11 protein-coding genes and 1 tRNA gene are annotated in these 13,208 nt (G+C 68.9%); 1 reads left to right on the forward strand and 11 read right to left on the reverse strand.

The annotated features are described in order from the left end of the window. Positions 1 to 8: 8 nt before the first annotated feature. The 5 genes from ntrB to rnr form a co-directional block, all read right to left on the reverse strand. Positions 9 to 944 carry a nitrate ABC transporter permease gene (gene ntrB / locus E6C76_RS19255; RefSeq protein ID WP_136349885.1) on the reverse strand — a complete coding sequence of 312 codons (936 nt, stop codon included), beginning with the start codon at positions 942 to 944 and terminating at the stop codon, positions 9 to 11. A gap of 20 nt (positions 945 to 964) precedes the next feature. After that, a complete protein-coding gene (locus E6C76_RS19260) occupies positions 965 to 2,224 on the reverse strand; it encodes a CmpA/NrtA family ABC transporter substrate-binding protein (RefSeq protein ID WP_136349886.1) in 1,260 nt (419 codons plus the stop codon). 526 nt (positions 2,225 to 2,750) lie between these two features. Next, positions 2,751 to 4,019 (reverse strand): nitrate regulatory protein, encoded by a 1,269-nt coding sequence (locus E6C76_RS19265; RefSeq protein WP_136349887.1) that lies wholly within the window; start codon positions 4,017 to 4,019, stop codon positions 2,751 to 2,753. Positions 4,020 to 4,135: 116 nt separating this feature from the next. Beyond that, the gene (gene rlmB / locus E6C76_RS19270; RefSeq protein WP_230976338.1) at positions 4,136 to 4,858 is read right to left on the reverse strand and encodes a 23S rRNA (guanosine(2251)-2'-O)-methyltransferase RlmB; all 723 of its coding nucleotides are present in this window, start codon (positions 4,856 to 4,858) and stop codon (positions 4,136 to 4,138) included. Positions 4,859 to 4,928: 70 nt separating this feature from the next. Next, complete coding sequence (rnr, locus tag E6C76_RS19275) at positions 4,929 to 7,445, reverse strand: ribonuclease R (protein ID WP_136349889.1); 2,517 nt, start codon at positions 7,443 to 7,445, stop codon at positions 4,929 to 4,931. Between the two features lie 39 nt (positions 7,446 to 7,484). Here rnr and E6C76_RS19280 point away from each other — a divergent pair. After that, positions 7,485 to 7,569 (forward strand) — tRNA-Leu (locus tag E6C76_RS19280). A 253-nt stretch (positions 7,570 to 7,822) separates the two neighbouring features. Here E6C76_RS19280 and E6C76_RS19285 read toward each other — a convergent pair. From E6C76_RS19285 to E6C76_RS19310, 6 genes are read right to left on the reverse strand one after another with little or no spacing between them, the layout of a single operon-like run. Then, the gene (locus tag E6C76_RS19285; RefSeq protein ID WP_136349890.1) at positions 7,823 to 8,230 is read right to left on the reverse strand and encodes a c-type cytochrome; all 408 of its coding nucleotides are present in this window, start codon (positions 8,228 to 8,230) and stop codon (positions 7,823 to 7,825) included. After that, positions 8,227 to 8,721: a TlpA family protein disulfide reductase gene (locus tag E6C76_RS19290; RefSeq protein WP_136349891.1), complete on the reverse strand. Its 495-nt coding sequence runs from the start codon at positions 8,719 to 8,721 to the stop codon at positions 8,227 to 8,229. The genes E6C76_RS19285 and E6C76_RS19290 overlap by 4 nt, the downstream gene beginning before the upstream one ends. Further along, a complete protein-coding gene (locus E6C76_RS19295) occupies positions 8,718 to 9,392 on the reverse strand; it encodes an ABC transporter ATP-binding protein (protein WP_136349892.1) in 675 nt (224 codons plus the stop codon). Before E6C76_RS19295 ends, E6C76_RS19290 begins: the two co-directional genes overlap by 4 nt. Before the next feature lie 4 nt (positions 9,393 to 9,396). Continuing rightward, positions 9,397 to 10,509, reverse strand: coding sequence for an ABC transporter permease (locus tag E6C76_RS19300; protein ID WP_136349893.1), 1,113 nt, complete (start codon positions 10,507 to 10,509; stop codon positions 9,397 to 9,399). A 19-nt stretch (positions 10,510 to 10,528) separates the two neighbouring features. After that, positions 10,529 to 11,797, reverse strand: coding sequence for an ABC transporter permease (locus tag E6C76_RS19305; protein ID WP_136349894.1), 1,269 nt, complete (start codon positions 11,795 to 11,797; stop codon positions 10,529 to 10,531). Then, positions 11,794 to 13,176, reverse strand: a complete 1,383-nt coding sequence (locus tag E6C76_RS19310) for a Fe-S-containing protein (RefSeq protein ID WP_136349895.1) — start codon at positions 13,174 to 13,176, stop codon at positions 11,794 to 11,796. The genes E6C76_RS19305 and E6C76_RS19310 overlap by 4 nt, the downstream gene beginning before the upstream one ends. Between the last annotated feature and the right edge of the window lie 32 nt (positions 13,177 to 13,208).

A 13,208-nucleotide genomic window follows, 5' to 3' on the forward strand; every position in this document is an offset into this window, starting at 1 on the left:
TCGTCTCCTTAGCGGTTTTCGTAGCTGAAGCGGCGGGCCACCAGCATCAGCATCTGTTCGAGGATCAGCCCGACGATGCCGATGACGAAGATGGCGATGATGATGTGCTCCACCTTGAGGTTGTTCCATTCGTCCCACACCCAGAAGCCGATGCCGACCCCGCCGGTGAGCATCTCGGCCGCCACGATGACCAGCCAGGCGGTGCCGATGGACAGGCGGATGCCGGTGAGCATGTAGGGCAGCACGGCGGGGAACAGGATCTTGGTGAAGATCTTCCACTCGGAAAGGTTCAGCACGCGCGCCACGTTGAGGTAGTCCTGCGGCACGCGGGTGACGCCCTGCGCGGTGTTGAGGATCATCGGCCAGATCGAGCAGATGAAGATGGTCCAGGTGGCCGCCGGGTCGGCGCGCTGGAACACCAGCAGGCCGATCGGCAGCCAGGCCAGCGGACTGACCGGGCGCAGCAGGCTGATGATGGGGTTCATCATCTGCGCCAGCGTGGCGAAGCGCCCGAGCAGGAAGCCGGCCGGGATGCCGATCAGCGCGGCGATGCCGAAGCCGATGCCGACGCGCTTGAGCGATTCCAGCACGTTCCAGCCGATGCCCTGGTCGTTGGGGCCTTCCCGGTAGAACGGGTCGGAGAACAGCGCCACCGCCGCGTCCCAGGTCTTGCCGGGGCCGGGGATGCCGCTGTCGCCCAGCGTGGCGACGTGCCACAGGCAGATCAGCAGCACCATGCCGAAGACCGGCGGCAGCACCGCGCGCAACAGCGTGCGCAGCCACTCGCCGGCCCGCCCGCCCTGCCCGCCGGCCGTGCCGCCGGCGGCCACCGCTACGCTGCCCACCTGCGCGGCGGCGGCCTTGTTGTCCACCGGCGCCACGGCCGGCGCCCCCTTGTCTGCGGCACCGCCAGCGGTGCGCTCCATGGTCACGGCTACATTCATCGCTCAGCCCTCCCGCGTGCTCAAACCTTGACCTTGAAACCGCCGGCGTACTGCGCCGGGGCGGAGCCGTCCCACACCACGCCGTCGATCAGTGTCGACGCGCGCGTGTCGCCGGCCGGCAGCGCCACCCCGGCGGCCGTGGCGGCCTGCCTGTACAGGTCGATGCGGTTGATCGCGCGCGCCACGCCGAGGTAGTCCGGCTCCTTGTCCAGCAGCCCCCAGCGGCGGTGCTGGGTGAGAAACCACATGCCGTCGGAGAGCCAGGGGAAGTTCACCTCGCCATCGCGGAAGAAGCGCATGCTGTGCGCGTCCTTCCAGCGCTTGCCGAGGCCGTTTTCGTAGTCACCCAGGATGCGCCCCTCGATCACCGCCACGTCGGTATTCACGTAGGAGCGCGCGGCGATGGTCTGCGCGGTTTCCTTGCGGTTGGCGTCGGAGGCGTCGATCCAGCGCGAGGCTTCGAGAATGGCGGCGATCACCGCGCGAGCCGCGTTGGGGTTCCTGTTGGCCCAGTCCGCAGTGGTGCCGAGCACCTTTTCCGGATGGTCCGGCCACACGTCCTGGCTGGTCGCCACCGAGAAGCCGACCTTGTCGATGATGGCGCGCTGATTCCACGGCTCGCCCACCGAAAAGCCGTGCATGTTGCCCACGCGCGCGTTGGCCACCATCTGCGGCGGCGGCACGACGATGGTCTTGACGTCCTGGAAGGGGTGGATGTCGTGCGCGGCCAGCCAGTAGTACAGCCACATGGCGTGGGTGCCGGTCGGGAAGGTCTGCGCGAAGGTGTAGGTGCCCGGCGCGCTGGCGGCCACCACCTTCTTCAGCGACGGGCCATCCACCGCGCCCTTGTCCTTCATCTGCGTGGCCAGCGAGATGCCCTGGCCATTGTTGTTCAGCGTCATCAGCACCGCCATGTCCTTCTGCGCGCCGCCGATGCCCAGGTGGATGCCATACACCTGGCCGTACAGGATGTGCGCGGCGTCCAGCTCGCCGGATACCAGCTTGTCGCGCACGGCGGCCCAGCTCGCTTCCTTGCTGGGGATGATCTTGATGCCGTACTTCTCGTCGAACTTCTTCACGCTGGCCATCACCACCGAGGCACAGTCGGTGAGCGGGATGAAGCCGACCTTGATCTCCTTCTTCTCCGGCGCGTCGGAACCCGCCGCCCAGGCCATGCCGGGCAGCAGCCCGCCCAGCATCGACGCACCGCCGAGCGCGGCGCCGGCCCGGATGAAGCCACGGCGCGACAGGGCGGAAAGATCCTTGGTCAGTTTGCTCATGTTCAACTCCTGCGAAAGCGGTGCGGAAAACGAAAACGGCGCCCATCTCCACCCCCGCCTGAGCGGGAAGGAAATGGACGCCGTTGTCCATGTGTTCGGGGTACTGCCGGGGACTGCCACTGCCTCGAACGCCGAACCGCCGTTGGTCCAGCCTCACCGTTCATTTAGCAGGGGGCGTGCCAGAAACCGGAAATCCTTGTTTCGCGGGCTTTACGGTGCTTCCGGGGCTGGTTGGCGGCGCTCCGGGGGTCCGTATTTCGCACTATTGCAGTGCAACATCAGCCACACACGCACGATGCCGGTGCGGACCACAGCGGTGACCGGCATGGGCCTTGGCACGGCGGCGATTTCGGTCCTGCCGCGCCGGGCGCTGGCCTCCCGGGGAAGTCCGGGCCGGCTGTTTGAGGGCGCACAGCGCCCGAGTTCCGGTCCGGCCGGGAGGCCGGTGGACGCTGCGGGAACCCGCAGGGCGGGACCGTATGAGCCGCCGTGCCAAGGTCCATGCCGCCCCCGGTTCACACGCCTTTCAGTGCCCGGCAGGCAGAAAATCCGCCAGCGCCAGCGTGGCCTCGGCCACCTCCACCAGCCGCCGGTTCTGGTTCATCGCGGTCTGGCGCAGCAGTTTGTAGGCCTGGTCCTCGGTCATGCCGCGGCGGGCCATCAGCAGGCCCTTGGCACGCTCGATCAGCTTGCGCTCATTGAGCGCGCCGCGCACCGCGTTGAGTTCGTCGCTCATGCTTTGCAGGCGGCGGGCCTGGGCCTGCAGCATGTCGAGCACCGAACGCCCGAGCTGCGGCCCCAGGCCGTCGGCGGCCAGCACCCCGGCCGCGCCATCGGCCTCGGCGGCGCGCTCGAAGAACACCGCCAACGGCGCCGGTGCGCCGCGCAGCGCATCGACGCGCAGGGCGTGGTCGCGCAGATCGGCCTGCGCCTCGGCGATCTTGCGCTCGCACAACTGCTGCAGACCGACGGCCAGCGCATCCTCGATCCCGCGCATTTCATCGAGTCGGCGGGTACAGCAATCGAACCACGCATCGCTCAGATTGGCGTCCACCATGCCACCGGCTGGCGCCGTACACAGCACGCGGCGCAGACGCTCCAACTCGGCCACCGCCGCATGCCCCTGGGCCGCGCGCCAGAGCAGCAATTCGGCACGTTCGGCGAACCCTTCAAAAACCTGGAAACAACGCTCCTGCGCCTCGATGAGGTGCAGTAGACGCTGCTGCAAGTCGGCCTCCGCGCACCCTGCGCCGAACGCCGCCGCGCCGGTGGCGCGTTCCTGCCCGGCCAGCTCCTTGCCCTGCATGAAGTTGAACAGCGCCACCAGGGCGCGCGTGACGGCCGGGTCGCTAGCCGTGTCGGCGGCCTCGAAGACCACCGCCAGCAGGCCGCCGATGAGTTCGGAAAAGGCTTCGGTGGCGCGCGCCGCTTCCAGCGTGCGGGCGGCGATGCCGGCACGCAGTCCGGCCAGCGCGTCCAGCCCGTGCAGCACCCAGGCGATGCGCGAGAACAGGCGCGCGCCGCCGGCCAAGTGCCCGGCATCGGTGTCCAGACGCGCGAAGCGCGCGCGCACCTCGGCTTCGTCCGCCGCGCTCTCGGCGATGATGCGTTCGCGCTGGGCGGCAAAGCGGGTGCCGCCGGACGCCAGATAGATGTTGGACGCGCCACGCTCCTTCTGCAGCCCATGCACCAGCCGGCCGATGCCGCCGACCAGGCCGGCGGTCAGCGCGAGCTGTTCCAGTGCGTGAATTTCGCAGCGCTTGGCGGCGAGCAGGAAACCCGTCGCGGAATTCATGGCCATCCCTCCGTTTGCCGTGCGGGGCATGCCCGGCCGGGGAATGGACATGCAATTACCGTGCGCAAGGCATGCATGGGCCGTAGGAGCGGGCGTGCCCGCCCCCACCGGCTACGTCAGATACTGCGCTGGCGGCGCGTCTCGAACAGGCAGATGCCGCTGGCGACGGAGACGTTGAGGCTTTCCACGCTGCCATGCATGGGAATCCTGGCCAGTTCGTCGCAGGTTTCGCGGGTCAGGCGGCGCAGGCCGTCACCCTCTGCACCCAGCACCCAGGCCACCGGCACCTTCTGGTCGATCTGCTGGATCGTCTTTTCCGCCTCGCCAGCCGCGCCGACCACCCAGATGCCGGCTTCCTGCATCTCGCGCAAGGCGCGCGCGAGGTTGGTGACGGTGATGTAGGGCACGGTATCGGCCGCGCCGCTGGCCACCTTCACCGCCGTGGCATTGAGGCCCACCGCGCGGTCCTTGGGGGCGACCACGGCATGCGCGCCGGCGGCGTCGGCCACGCGCAGGCAGGCACCCAGGTTGTGCGGGTCCTGCACGCCGTCGAGCACCAGGATCAGCGCATTCTCATCCAGGCTGTCGAGCACGTCGGCAAGCTTGAGTTCGCGCCGGCGCGCATCGACGCGGGCGACCACGCCCTGGTGGCGGCGCGTGCCGACCATGCCGTCGAGGCGTTCGGCGTCCACCGGAATGACGCGCACGCGCGCGGTTTCGGCGAGCTTCAGCGCGTCGCGCGCACGCACGTCCTGGCGCTGCGCGGACACGTAGAGCTCGAAGACCGCCTCGGGGTCGCGGCGCAGGCGCGCCAGCACGGCGTGAAAGCCGTAGATCAGCTTGCTGCCGGCGCGCCCTTCGGCGGTGGGGGAATCGTCCTGCCGCTCGCGCGGAGGACGGGAGGGGTGTTTAGCCACGTTTCTTGCCTTTTCTGGAAGCTGCCGGCGCGGAGGCGGCGCGCGCGGACCTGGCCGCCTTGCCGCGCCCGGGCGCCTTGCCCCCGGTTGTCGTTTTCTTCTTCGCTGCAGCGCCCGCCTTGGCCGGCTTGCCCTTGGCGGACTTGGCCGGCGGCGCGGATTTCACCTTTTCGGCCAGCGGTGCACGCTCCGTAGCGCTGCGCCCGCCCCTGCCCGCTGCGCGCGGTGCATCCACCGCACGCGCGCCGGCCCTGGCGGCACGATCCGCGGCGGTCTTGCCGCTGCGCTCGGTGGGCCGCGCCGGCCCTTCGACCAGGCGGAAATCGATCTTGTTGGTTTCCAGATCGGCGCGCAGCACCTGCACGCGCACCCGGTCGGAGAGGCGGTAGCGCGTGTTGGTGCGCTCGCCCACCAGTTCGTGGCGCGCTTCGTCGTGGTGGAAGTAGTCGCTGCCGAGGTCGGAGATATGCACCAGACCTTCGATGAAGATGTCGTCCAGCGCGACGAAGAGGCCGAAGGGTACCACCGCCGAGACGCAGCCGGAGAACTCCTCGCCGACGCGGTCCTGCATGAAGTAGCACTTCAGCCAGGCCACCACGTCGCGGGTGGCGTCGTCGGCGCGCCGCTCGGTCATCGAGCACTGCATGCCGATGGCGTCCCATTCGCCCGGACGGTACTGCCCGCCCGCCAGCACGGCCTTGATGGCGCGGTGCACGAGCAGGTCCGGGTAACGCCGGATCGGCGAGGTGAAGTGGGTGTAGGACTCGTAGGCCAGACCGAAATGGCCGACATTATCCGGGCTGTACTGCGCCTGGCGCAGCGAGCGCAGCATGACGGTCTGCAGCAGTTGCGCGTCCGGCCGGCCCTTCACGCGCTCCAGCAGGCGGGCGTAGTCGCTCGCTCGGGGCTCCTCGCCGCCGCCCAGTTCCAGGCCGAACTCGGCCAGGAAGGCGCGCAGCTTTTCCAGCTTCTCCGGCGTGGGGCCTTCATGCACGCGGTACAGCGCGGGATGCTTGTGCTTCTGCAGGAAGTCGGAGGCGCACACGTTGGCCGCCAGCATGCATTCCTCGATCAGGCGGTGCGCGTCGTTGCGCGTTTCCGGCACGATGCGCTCGATCTTGCCGTGGTCGTCGAAGATCATGCGCGTCTCGGCGGTCTCGAAATCGATCGCGCCGCGCTTGGCGCGCGCCTTGAGCAGCACGCGGAACAGCTTGTCCAGATTCTCCAGGTGCGGCAGCAGGCCGCCGACTTCCGCGCGCGCGGCCTGCCCGGCCTCGCTGTCGCCTTCGTACAGCGCGGCGGCCACCTTGGTGTAGGTCAGCCGCGCATGCGAGAACATCACCGCCGGGTAGAAGCGGTAGGCTTTCACCGCGCCGGTCATGGAGATGCTCATGTCGGCCACCATGCACAGGCGCTCCACCTCGGGATTGAGCGAGCACAGGCCATTGGAGAGCTTCTCGGGCAGCATCGGGATCACCCGGCGGGGGAAATACACCGAGTTGCCGCGCTCCAGCGCATCCTTGTCGAGCGCGCCGCCGGCCTCGACGTAGTGCGAGACGTCGGCGATCGCCACGATCAGGCGGAAGCCCCGGCCCTGGCGCTCACAATACACCGCGTCGTCGAAGTCCTTGGCGGTTTCGCCGTCGATGGTCACCAGCGGCAGATGGGTGATGTCTTCGCGCCCGAGCGCATCCTTCTTGCGCACCTTGACCGGCAGCTTGCGGGTTTCGGCCTTGGCTTCCGGGGAGAACTCGAAGGGCAGTTCGTGCTTGCGCAGGGCGATCTCGATCTCCATGCCGGGGTCGGCATAGTTGCCCAGCACCTCCACCACCCGGCCGATGGGCTGGGCGAACTTGGTGGGCTGCTCGACCAGCTCCACGGTGACCACCTGGCCGGGCAGAGGCTTCTTGCCGCCCGGGGCGACCAGGATGTCCTGCGCCAGCCGGCGGTTTTCCGGCACCACGATGAGCACGCCGTGTTCGTTGAGCACGCGGCCGACCACGCGGCGGTTGGCGCGCTCCAGCACTTCGACCAGCTTGCCCTCGGGGCGCCCGCGGCGGTCCTGCCCGGCGATGCGCACGATGACCCGGTCGCCGTGCAGCACCTCGCGCATTTCCTTGGGGCCGAGGAAGATGTCCGGCCCGCTGTCGTCGCGCACGACGAAGCCGAAGCCGTCCGGGTGGCCCTCCACCTTGCCGCGGATCAGGTCTGCCTTGTCGGGCAGCAGATAGGCATCGCGCCGGTTGCGCAGGATCTGCCCGTCACGCTCCATGGCGCGCAGGCGGCGGTGGAAGTGCTCCAGCTCATGGGGCTGGATGTCGAGGTTGGCAGCGAGCGCTTCGAGGGTCAGCGGCACGCCCTGTTCGGCCAGGGTCTGTTCGACGTATTCGCGGCTCGGCAGCGGGTAGTCGTAGCTGGCGGATTCGCGTTCGAAGAAGGGATCCGCGCGGCGGATCGCCGACATTTTGCGGGCTTTCACCGCCGGTGTTTTTTTTGTTCTTGCAGTCATTGACTTTCTATTTTTCGTCCTTATAATGCGCAGCTTCTTGCCCAGATGGCGGAATTGGTAGACGCGCTAGTTTCAGGTACTAGTGCCGCGAGGCGTGGAGGTTCGAGTCCTCTTCTGGGCACCAGTTGCATGCTGGAGATCACTACCAAGATCTCCTTTCCGAAAGAACCCGCTCCGGCGGGTTTTTCGTTTTTGCCGCCGGAGCGGCTTCCCGCATTCCGCGCCGGCATGTGGACATCCTGCGGCAGAAGCCAGGCACATGACCCGCGGCAGGCCCCCGGAAAATCGACCCCGGCGGGCAGCGGACAAAGGCCGGAGGGCGGCGGCACCAGCCCCCGCCCGGCGACGATTGCGCGGCAGTGTAGCACGCAGCGGCTTCAGTTGCCGGCGGTACTGCGCTGCGCCTCCAGGTAACGGTAGATGGCCGTCAGGGTCTGCTCGTTGCGCACCCCGGCCAGCAGCTTCTTGGTGCCCGGCACCCGCTGCGTCGGCGCCAGGAGGTAGGCCACGAACTCCGCCTCGTTCCAGACGATGCCGGATGCCTTGAGCGCGTCGGAATACGCGTAGCCGGGCACCGCGCCCGCCGCCTGGCCCGCCACCGCGTTCAAGGCCGGCCCGGCCCGGTTTTCCGCCCCCGGCCCCAGCGCATGGCACGGTTTGCAGTACTGCCGGTATCCGCGCTCGCCCGCGGCGGGCGCCTGGGCCGCGCCCTCGGCCGCCGCGGCCAGCAGCGCCAGCGCCGCGCCCCAGGGCAGCACGGCACGTACCGCCCGTGCGGCGTTCACGACCCCCGCGCGGCCTCGGCGAACACTTCCGCCAGCCGCTCCCTGGGGGGCGCACCGACGAAGCTCTGGCGCAGGACGCCATCCGCACCGATGACGAAGGAGGTCGGCGTGCCCATCACCTGATAGCGCTCCTGCGTCATGCCGAGCGAATCGCGGATCACCGGGAAGCTCACCCCCTGCTTGTCGAGCGTTTCCTGAATGGACATGCCCTCGGGGTCGACGTTGATCGCCACCACTTCCACCCGGCCGCGGTATTCGCGGCTCAGCGCCTCCAGGTGGGGCATCTCGGCCAGGCAGGCGCCGCAGGTGGTGGACCAGAAGTTGAGGAAGATGCTGCGGCCCTGCCAGTGCGCCAGCTTGACCGGCTCTCCCTGCAGATCGACCGCGGCGATTTCGGGCGCCGGCAGTCCGCTGCGGGCGACTTCCTCCTTGCAGCCGCCCGACAGCGCGGCCAGGGTGGCAAGTGTGGCGAGCGTGATCCATTTTTTCACGGCACGATCCTCCCATGCTGCAGACGGATGATGCGCTGGGCGTAGGCGCCCAGCGCGGGATTGTGCGTCACCATGACGATGGTGCGGCCCTCGCCGTGCAGACGCCGCAGGATGTCCAGCACGCGCGCTTCGTTTTCCGCATCCAGATTGCCCGTGGGCTCGTCGGCGAACAGCAGCGGGGGCTCGTTGACCAGCGCGCGGGCGATGCAGACCCGCTGCTGTTCGCCGCCCGACAGTTCGCTCGGCAGATGGTCGAGGCGGTGCGCCAGCCCCACGTCTTCCAGCGCCCGGCGGGCCGAGGCCTCGTCGGTGACGCTGTGGTAGTGCTGCGCCAGCATGACGTTCTCCAGCGCGCTCAGATACGGGATCAGGTGGAACTGCTGGAACACCAGGCCGATGTGGCGGGCGCGGAATTCGCGCCGCGCTTCCTCGTCGAAGCCGGCGGCATCCACCCCGTTCAGCCGCAGTTCACCGGACGAGGGCGTATCCAGGCAGGTGAGCAGATTCATCAGCGTGGTCTTGCCGGAGCCGGACGCCCCCATCAAGGCGACGAATTCGCCCCGGGCAATGGCGAAACTGGCGTCGTCGAGCGCGGCCACGCTGCCGAAGCGCCGGCTCAGATGGCGGGCCTCGATCGCGGCCACGGGGTTCTCGCGGGTCTCTTCGGGCATTGCGCTATTCACCTTTCAGCACGCTGGCGGGCTGGATGTACATGATGCGGCGCAGCGGCAGCGCCGCCGCGGCCAGGGCCACCGACAGGGAGAGCGCGAAGGTGATCGGCAGCACCCACGCGCGCAGGCCGATGCTGGCCGAAAACACGGTCTGCCCCAGGACCTGGGCCAGCACAAATCCCGCCAGGCAGCCCACCACGGTGGCCGCCAGCGAAATGGCCAGGGTTTCCAGCAGCACCTGCCGGATGATGGTGCCGTTGGCCGCCCCCAGAGCCTTCTGCAGAGCGAATTCGCGCTGGCGCTCGCTGACGATGGCGGTCAGCGAGGTATTCACGCACAGCGTGGACAGCAGCAGGATGACGATGGACACCAAGCCCATCAGGCCCTGGATCTTGACCAGTACGTCGCCCTCGTTGGCCGACACCTTGCGGATCGGCCGCACCGCCCAGTCGGGATGGGCGGCGCGCAGTTCGTCGGCGAAACGCTCCACCTCACCGGCCCGGTTCATCATGCTGAACAGCGCGTGGGACATGGTGCCCGGCTTGTCCAGCCAGTCCTGGGCCAGTTCCAGGCCGACGAACAGCAGACTGTCGCTGGCATCGCCGGCGTCGATGATGCCCTTGATCCGCAGGGTCTTCTTGCGCCCGTCGCGGATCAGCGAAAGCGAATCCCCCACCGCCAGGTTCAGGCGTGCGGCCAGCGTGCGGCCGATCATGGCGTTGCGGTCGTCGAAATCCACGCCGATCCAGGCACCTTCCACCTGCCAGTAGGGCACCAGCGCGCGCAGGGCGGAAAAGCGCACGCCGGCCAGCGCCACGTTTTCCAGCTCGCTGCGGGCGGTGCCGTACAGATAGGGGCTGCCGGCCGCCACCAATCCGGGCGGCGCGGCGGCGGCCAGGCGGTCGAAATCCGCCTCGGGCAGGCTGTGGCCGTGCGCCGGGCCGAGGTAGACGTTCGCGCCGAAGGTACGCAGTTCCCGGCTCATCTTGATGTCGATGTCGAAATACACCGAGATCAGCGCATTGACGATGGCCGCCCCCACCATCAGCGCGAGAAACACCACCCACACGCGCTGGTTGCGCACCGACAGGGCGCGCAGCAGCAGGATGCCCGTCATCCTCAGCCTCGCGCTCTTCCTACTGCCGGCCATACAGCACCTCGGCAGGATCCAGGCGGACGATGCGCCGCGCCGGGAACCAGGTGCCCGCCAGCGCGATGAACAACGACACCAGCAGCACGCTGGGCACCACGATCCAGGAAAACGCCAGCGCCTCGCCGAACAGCTGCCAGCCGATGGCGCGCGCCAGCCCCCAGCCCGCCAGGCAGCCGAGCACGGCGCCCACCACGCTGTTCAGCGCGGCCTCGGCATAGAACAGCAGGGCGATGCGCCAGTCGTGCGCGCCCAGCGCCTTCATCAGGCCGATTTCCTTGGCGCGTTCGATCAGCGCACTGGTCATCAGCGAGGCGATGCCCATCGCCGCCGCGATCAGCGCCGCGCAGGTGGCCATGATCAGCAGCCACTGGATCTTCTCGATGATGGCGCCTTCGGAAGCTGCCACCTGCCAGATCGGCCGGGCGATGCTGCCCGACACCGCCTCTTCCAGCTGATGGGCGATGGAGGATACATAGGCGGTGCAGTACCACTGGTCGTAGGTTTCCGCGTCGAGCGCGTCGGGGTCGCGGATGGCGCGTCGGGAGAGATCGTTTTCCGGCACGCTCAGCGCCGACACGCGCACCGAGCCGACCCGGCCGGGCCGGTCGAGCCAGCCCTGCACCCGCGCGAGCGGCGCCACCAGCGCCTCCTCCTCCTCGCCGCCGGAACGCAGGATGCCGGTGATGCGCAATGCTTCGCCGTCGACCGTCAGCAGGGTTCCCGGCGTCCAGCCGTGCCGCCCGGCCAGCGCCACGCCGGCCAGCGCCTCCGCGCGCGCGTCGTCCGGCCAGGCGCCGTCCACCTGCCAGTAGGGGCTGACGATCTTCTGCCCGGTGCGGTATTCCGGGTCATCGGCCACCGCCAGCACATGGTCGAAGAAGGTGCCGATGACGCGGACGCTGTGGCCGTCGACCGCCACCTCGCCGTTCAGCAGCGGGGCGAAGCCGACGATGTTGTTGCGCCAGAAGATGTCCACGATGTTGGGCAGTTCCGACTCCTGCAGCGTGCTCTGCCCGGCCAGCGGGTTGTCCTCGCCCTCGCCGAACAGCGACGGCAGCACCGCTTGTTCGGCCGGCTCGAGCAGAATATTGGCGCCGTAGGATTTCATCTCCTTGGCCATCTGATCGCCGATGCCGATCGACACCAGCATCAGGGCCGAAAGCAGGCTGGCGGCCAGGAACACGGTGGCCACCGCGAGCAGCTTGCGGCGCGGATTGCGGCGCCAGGACTGGCGCAGCATGCGCAGCATCATGGCGCGTCTCCTTGCGCCGCGGCCGGCAGGTATTTCTCCGGCTCGTCGCGGAAGGCGTTGAAGGCGGCCTCGTCAGCGAAGAAATAGGTCTTGCCGGCATAGGCATAGCGGTGCGGCGCCGAGGTGTTGGTGAGCTTCTGGCCGGACACCGGGTCGGTGACCTCGATGGTCAGCACCGTGCTGAACAGCTGCAGACCGGTTTCCAGAGAGGCCTTGGGAATCACGATCTGCTCGCCTTCGACCCGCCAGTGTTCCACCGGCACCGGGTTGCAGCCGCCGGGCTTGCCGATGCTGGGCTTGAACATGTGCACGCCGCAGCCGACGCAGACCACCTGATTGCCCTGCTGCACGTAGCCCTTGTCGCCACACAGCAGGCAGGCGTCCAGCACCACGCTGGGGGCCACCCGGTCGTCGAGACGGTTGATGATGAAAAAGCGCACCACCTTGCCGTCGTCGGCCACCCAGGCGAAGCGGTGCAGGTTGCCGTCCATCAGCGGCGCGAGCGTCAGCCGCAGTTCATTGTCCGGCGGCATGTCCACCCGCGTGACGGCCGACAGCGCCGGCGGCCGGGAGGCCACTGCGTCCCAGTAGCCCTGCGCACAGACCATCGCCAGCACAACCAGCGCCGCGCCCGCGAGCAGCGCCCGCGTCTGCCGGTAGGCGGCCAGCGCGATGCGGCGGGCGATCAGCGCCTGCGCCGCCTGCCAGGCGCGCCGGCGCGGCCACGCCAGGCGCAGCGCGGCCACCGCCAGCAGCAGGGCCACCAGCAGCAGCGCGCCATAAGCGGCGGCGCTTTCCAGATCGATGGTCTTGGCTGCGAAGGACAGCCGCGCGCGGGTCAGCTCCAGCGCCTGCAGCTTCATCAGCGAGAGCAGTATGTTGCCGCTCAGCGGCACCAGCTGCAGCGCGCCCCCGCCCAGCAGCAACAGCCAGCGCCAGCGCGGCAGTTCGCGCAGCAGCAGGCACAGCAGCCAGCCCAGCAGCAGGCACGCGGCGAACGCGGTGACGACGCTGGCCAGGTTGAGGATGAAATCGGTGTTGATGACGTGGATCGTGGTGAGCGACGCCAGCGCCGGCGAGCGCCCCCACAGGACGCCGGCCACGGCGAGCAGCGCGATCTGCCAGAACGGCTCGCGCCGGGTGGTGAACTGCCAGGCCAGAAAACCGGCGAGCAGGACGAACTGCGCGATGCCCAGGCCGAGCGTGGCGAACTGCCCGGCCGGCAGCGCGAAGCTCAGGCCGATGCCGGCCAGCAAGGCGGCCGCGCTGCTCAGCAGCGTGATCCAGGGCCCGTAGGGGCGGCGCACCGCCCAATGTGCCGCCAGCAGCACCGTGGTCGGCAGGAAGGCCGACAGGATCGAGGCCCAGTAGTAGCTCATGGTTTCGGCTTGCGCAATCGCAGCGGGCGGAG

Source organism: Pseudothauera nasutitermitis (assembly GCF_004801295.1).
Lineage (GTDB): Bacteria > Pseudomonadota > Gammaproteobacteria > Burkholderiales > Rhodocyclaceae > Pseudothauera > Pseudothauera nasutitermitis.

Bases quoted from the DNA above. Each gene is read 5' to 3' on its own strand.
- E6C76_RS19305 (WP_136349894.1), bottom strand. From the start codon at position 11,797: ATGATGCTGCGCATGCTGCGCCAGTCCTGGCGCCGCAATCCGCGCCGC.
- ntrB (WP_136349885.1), bottom strand. From the start codon at position 944: ATGAATGTAGCCGTGACCATGGAGCGCACCGCTGGCGGTGCCGCAGAC.
- E6C76_RS19260 (WP_136349886.1), bottom strand. From the start codon at position 2,224: ATGAGCAAACTGACCAAGGATCTTTCCGCCCTGTCGCGCCGTGGCTTC.
- E6C76_RS19265 (WP_136349887.1), bottom strand. From the start codon at position 4,019: ATGAATTCCGCGACGGGTTTCCTGCTCGCCGCCAAGCGCTGCGAAATT.
- rnr (WP_136349889.1), bottom strand. From the start codon at position 7,445: ATGACTGCAAGAACAAAAAAAACACCGGCGGTGAAAGCCCGCAAAATG.
- E6C76_RS19300 (WP_136349893.1), bottom strand. From the start codon at position 10,509: ATGACGGGCATCCTGCTGCTGCGCGCCCTGTCGGTGCGCAACCAGCGC.
- E6C76_RS19295 (WP_136349892.1), bottom strand. From the start codon at position 9,392: ATGCCCGAAGAGACCCGCGAGAACCCCGTGGCCGCGATCGAGGCCCGC.
- E6C76_RS19310 (WP_136349895.1), bottom strand. From the start codon at position 13,176: ATGAGCTACTACTGGGCCTCGATCCTGTCGGCCTTCCTGCCGACCACG.